This window comes from Streptomyces sp. NPDC007088, assembly GCF_042869355.1.
GTDB lineage: Bacteria > Actinomycetota > Actinomycetes > Streptomycetales > Streptomycetaceae > Streptomyces.
Genome location: NZ_JBIAFO010000044.1, coordinates 1 through 5,017, shown reverse-complemented (window position 1 = coordinate 5,017; position 5,017 = coordinate 1). Strand labels below are relative to the sequence as shown.

Genomic DNA, 5,017 nt, shown 5'->3' with positions numbered 1-5,017 from the left:
GTCACGTCTGGCTGGCCGCCGGCGTTCTCGTCGCCGCCGGGCTGGTGGATCGCGACGAGTCCGGCTTCCGCCAGGTCGGCGACGAGGATCCGGGCCACGCCGAGGGGAATGGAGAGAAGAGCCGAGATCTCGGCGACTGACTTGATCTCCCGGCACAGATTGCAGATCCGCTGATGCTCGGGCAGTTGCCCCTGCATCTGCGAAGGCTGAGCGGTGGTGCTGACCAACGCCTCGATGGCGAGCTGGTAACGGGGCCTGGTGCGGCCACCCGTCATCGCGTACGGCCGCACCAGCGGGCTCGGCGCCGGCCCGGCGTCGCGGCCCCGAGCGGGCGCCGCGGGCCGGGAGGGCCGCTCGGGCTGGGCGTACGGCCGCTGCTGTCCCGGGTGCGGGTACGGGTACGCGTCATAGGGGCCGGGCTGCTGCCCGTCGCCCTGCCGCCCGTCCCCCTGCCGGCCGTACGCGGCCTGGTCGTACTGCTGGTGTCCGTGCTGCTGCTGTCCGTACTGCGGCTGCCCGTAGGACGGGGTTTCCCGGTGACCGCGCGAGGGAGAACCGTGCCGGCCCGAAGGACCGTCACCCTGGCTCACGCCCTGGCCGTAGGACCAGTCTGCCGGTGAACCACTGGGGGGCGTCGTCACGTCTTCCTCCTCCTGCTGTCCGGGCGCCGTCGTGGTGGAGCCGCGTTCCGAAACCTTAAAGCCCCGGGACCCGAAAACGCACTGCTTGTCTGTTAGTTGAGAAGGCTGCCCTGGAGTTCCGCCCGCAGATCCGGCGTCAGGACGCTGCCCGCGCGGTCCACCAGCAGCGCCATCTCGTATCCCACCAGGCCGATGTCGGCCTCCGGATGGGCGAGTACGGCCAGGGAGGAGCCGTCGGAGACCGACATGATGAAGAGGAAGCCGCGCTCCATCTCCACGACCGTCTGGTTGACGGTGCCGCCCTCGAAGATCCGGGACGCCCCCGCGGTCAGCGAGGTCAGGCCGGAGGCCACGGCCGCGAGCTGGTCGGCGCGGTCACGCGGGAAACCTTCGGACATCGCGAGGAGAAGTCCGTCGGCGGAGACCACCACCGTGTGCGACACCCCGGGGGTGTTGTCCACGAAATTGGTGATCAACCAGTTCAGGTTCTGTGCCGCCTGGCTCATCGGGCTCACACTAACGCTCCTGGTCGTAGGTGCTGTCGGGACCGGAGTCCCGACCGTTCGTGCCATTCGTGTCGCTACCCGCGGTGCGACCTCGTTCAACTCCCCGGCGCAGCTTGCTCAGCCTGCCCCGGACCTCCTCGGGATCGCGGGAGACCTGGGGGCCACCCCGCGGGCTCGGTTCAGCGGCGCCCTCGACCAGATTGGCCCTGGGCACCCGCCGCGGCAGACCGGAGGGGGTGATCCCGCCGGCCGCGGGCCGCCGCAGCCGATCGGCGCGCTGAGCACGCTCCTCGTTGGCCGAAGAGGCCGAGGGAGCCGAGGGTTCCTCAGCGGCTGTGGACCGCGGCTCCCGCCACTGCCCGGCGTCCCGCTCCACCGCCGCCCCGGAATCCTGCCACTCCTGACGAGACGTCAACTCACCGGCCCCGGCAGCGGACCCGCGACGGGGGAGCCCCGCCCCGGTCACCTCGTGGGCGGAACTCGGTGCAGGGCCCTGCTGGTCGAAGCCTACGCGTTCGGGCTGCTCCACGGGAGCGCCCGGAGCAGATTCCGTAGCGGAAAGGCCCTGGTCGGAGAAGGGGACCGGATATGTGTTCGGTTCGTCCCAGCCGTTCTGGCCGCCCTGCGGGGTGCCGGGCTCCCGCCCGTTCGTCCCGTACGCCTCGTACGACGCCCCGGGCGCGTACTGACCCTGCTGTTCCTGGCCCGGGTACGCGGACTGGTCCGCGGCGCCCGGTTCCTGGACGGGGGCGTAGCCCTGCTGGGCCGCGAGGTCGTAGCCCTGAGGGTCCGTGCCGTACCCGGAGGGCGTTCCGTAGGGGGTCCCGGGGCCGGGGTAGCCGGCCTGGTCGCTCTCGTAGTGCGCCTGGGGTTCCCCGTAGCCGGCCGGCTTCCCGTTCTCGTACCCGGCGGGCGGCTCGTAGCCGGCCTGCCCGCCCGCGTACGCCTGACCGGAGCCGCCGTCGAAGGGCGCGGCGCCCTCGAAGGGCGGCCGCCCCTCGGCGGCGGCGACCTCGTCCCGGAACAGCGGGCGTTCGTCCGGGCCCTGGTGGGTCTGTGCCTCCAGGGCCGCGCGGCGCTCCTCGCGCAGCAGCGAACGGCCCACCGGGTCGAGCTCCGGCGCGGACTCGGAGTGCCGGGCGCCGTAGCGGGTGTCGTCGAAACCGAGTTCGGCGGCGGTACGCAGCGCAGGCTGCGCCTCGACCGCGGGCTGCTCGGGGCCGGGCTGGGCCGGGATCATGGAGGAGACGGTGAACTCGGAGTCGGCCGGGGGCCGGCCGCCACCACCGCCGTGGGTGATGTTCTCCGGCAGCATGACCAGCGAGGTGGTGCCCGCCTGCTCGCCCGAGGGGCGCAGCTGGACCCGGATGCCGTGCCGGTCGGAGAGCCGGCCGACCACGAACAGGCCCATACGCTGCGAGATCGTCGCGTCGACCGTCGGCGGATTGGCCAGCTTGTGGTTGATGTCGGCGAAGTCCTCGGCCGTCAGCCCGATGCCCTTGTCGTGGATCTCGATCATGATCCGGCCGTCCGGCATCCGGGTCGCGGTGACCCGGACCTTGGTCTGCGGCGAGGAGAAGGTCGTCGCGTTCTCCAGCAGCTCCGACAGCAGGTGCACGAGGTCGGTCACCGAGCGGCCGTGGATCTCCGCCTCGGGGACGCCCGACAGTTCGATGCGCTCGTACTGCTCGACCTCGGAGGAGGCGGCGCGCAGGACGTCGACCAGCGGGACCGGCTGGTCCCAGCGCCGGCCAGGCTCCTCACCGGCGAGGACCAGCAGGTTCTCACCGTTGCGGCGCATACGCGTCGCGAGGTGGTCGAGCTTGAAGAGGTTCTCCAGCTGCTCCGGCTCGGCCTCGTTGTTCTCCAGGTCGGTGATCAGGGTCAGCTGGCCCTCGATCAACGACTGGTTGCGGCGCGAGAGGTTGGTGAATATCGCGTTGATGTTGCCCCGCAGCATGGCCTGCTCGGCGGCCAGCCGTATGGCCTCGCGGTGCACTTGGTCGAAGGCGCGGGCCACCTCGCCGATCTCGTCGGTCGAGGTGATCGGGATGGGCCGCACGCGGGTGTCGACCCGGCCCGGATCGGTACGTGAGAGCTGGTCGACCAGCAGCGGCAGACGCTGTTCCGCTATTCCGAAGGCCTCGGTGCGCAGGCGCCGCATCGACTTGCTCATCTGACGGGCCATCATGCCGGCGACCAGGAAGGCGAGCAGCAGAGCCGCGACCACGGCGCCGGCGGTGATGAAGGTGTCCCGTTTCGCGTCGTCGGCGATACGCGCGGCCTCGCTCACGGCCTTCTTCGTGAGATCGGACTCGATGGTGCGGTAGGCGTCGAAGCGCGCGGTCGTCGTCGCCCACCAGCTCTGCGGGGTGACGCCCTCGGCGGTGAGTGTCCGCTGCGTCGCGCCGGGGGAGACGAGCAGGGAGACCATCGTCTCCTGGCCCGGCGGGGCGACGTAGGTCCTCCCGGCCTCCTTGGCCTTGACGGCGGCGCGGGCGTTGGCCCTCTTGCCCTCCTCGGCGAGCCTCTTCATCGCCTTGTCGAGCGTCGCCGCGTCCTTCGCGGTCCCGCCGGAGGTGTACTCCTTGACGGCGATCCCCTCCAGGTACGCGTACGAGGAGAGGGCGACGCGCTGCTTGGTGGCGTCGTCCGTACCGGGGCCTGGCTTGACCCACAGGTGCATGCCGATGGAGCGCTGGAGGGACAGCGCCGACTTGGAGAGGGAGATCGCGTAGGCAGTGCGGCCGTAGCTGGTGATGTTGTCGGTGCCCAGGCCGAGTTCGTTGGCCACCTCCATCAGCGGGTGCTGGATCTGGAGGTATCCCTCCTCGGTCCGCACCCCCGGGAGCTTGCCGGTGAAGGCCGCCTTGCGCAGCGGGCCGAGTCGCGGCTCGACCTCGCGGAAGTCGGCCAGTCGCCGGTTGAGGTGGCCGGTGTGCGGCACATCGCCCGCCGCCGCCCTGAACCTGGCGGCGGCGGAGTCGGTCGCGGCACGCGCCTTGGCCACCGCCGCGTTCTCGCGGTCGCCCTTCAGCAGCGGCTGGACGCTGACGTCGCGCTCCTCGGACAGCAGGTTGCCGTAGACCGCCGCGGCCTGCACCAGGCGCGCGACGCGCTTGGCGTCCTCCGCCTCCTGCCAGGTGTCGATCGACCCCTTGACCTGGAACCCCCCCATGACCAGTCCGACGATCACGGGTATGAGCAGGATCGCGTTCAGCCGCGTCGGCACCCGCCAGTTGCGGGGGGACATCCGGCTGCCGCGGGGGGAGGGGGAGGCGGGTTCCCCAGCCTCCGGAACCTCTCGTGGCAGGCCGGTGCCCCGCGTCGGCGGGGTGAAGTTCCCCCGCGCCCGCGGCGCCGGGCCGGAGCCCTTCGTGCTACGCCTCACTCGACCAACAACCTCTCGGCCCCGGCATCCGCATGCGTGATGCCGCTGTCGTCTCCGGCCCTTGCTACTGGGCAGTTCAGCGATTTCAGCACGGTGGACTGCGCTCCACCAAACGTCGGGGCCCGAGGGCACGGCTGTGGACCCGGTGACGATAAACCGGGCATAAAGAACGAGCCCCGGCAAAAGACGGGGCCCGTATGAGCGCAGCGGCGTCGGGCGAGCGCTGCGCGTGGCGGAGCGAAGGTAATTCACTGCCGAAACGTTATGAACTCACCGGCGGACCGTGGCCAACGACACAGTCCGCCGGTGAGACCGCGAGCAACTGCCGCGCGGCCGACGTTACTTGATCAACACAGTGCGCGCATCGCGTGAGGACCTCACTTGAGGCGTGCCATGAGGGCGTGTTCGACGAGGGTGATGAGGGCTGATTTGGCGTCGGCGCGGTGGCGGGCGTCGGTGGTGATGATGGGGGTGTCGGG

At 71.1% G+C, this 5,017-nt stretch carries 3 protein-coding genes and 1 pseudogene; all 4 read right to left on the bottom strand.

Annotated elements, in window-relative coordinates; translation table 11 throughout:
* Window positions 1–641: DUF742 domain-containing protein (locus tag ACFYMP_RS32125; RefSeq protein ID WP_388864224.1), on the bottom strand; the 641-nt coding region annotated here is incomplete at its 3' end.
* A 92-nt stretch (window positions 642–733) separates the two neighbouring features.
* Window positions 734–1,147 (bottom strand): roadblock/LC7 domain-containing protein, encoded by a 414-nt coding sequence (locus ACFYMP_RS32120; protein ID WP_363149953.1) that lies wholly within the window; start codon window positions 1,145–1,147, stop codon window positions 734–736.
* A 10-nt stretch (window positions 1,148–1,157) separates the two neighbouring features.
* Window positions 1,158–4,400 (bottom strand): nitrate- and nitrite sensing domain-containing protein, encoded by a 3,243-nt coding sequence (locus tag ACFYMP_RS32115; protein ID WP_388864221.1) that lies wholly within the window; start codon window positions 4,398–4,400, stop codon window positions 1,158–1,160.
* 515 nt (window positions 4,401–4,915) lie between these two features.
* Window positions 4,916–5,017, bottom strand: a pseudogene (locus tag ACFYMP_RS32110) (ATP-binding protein); the annotation flags it as partial.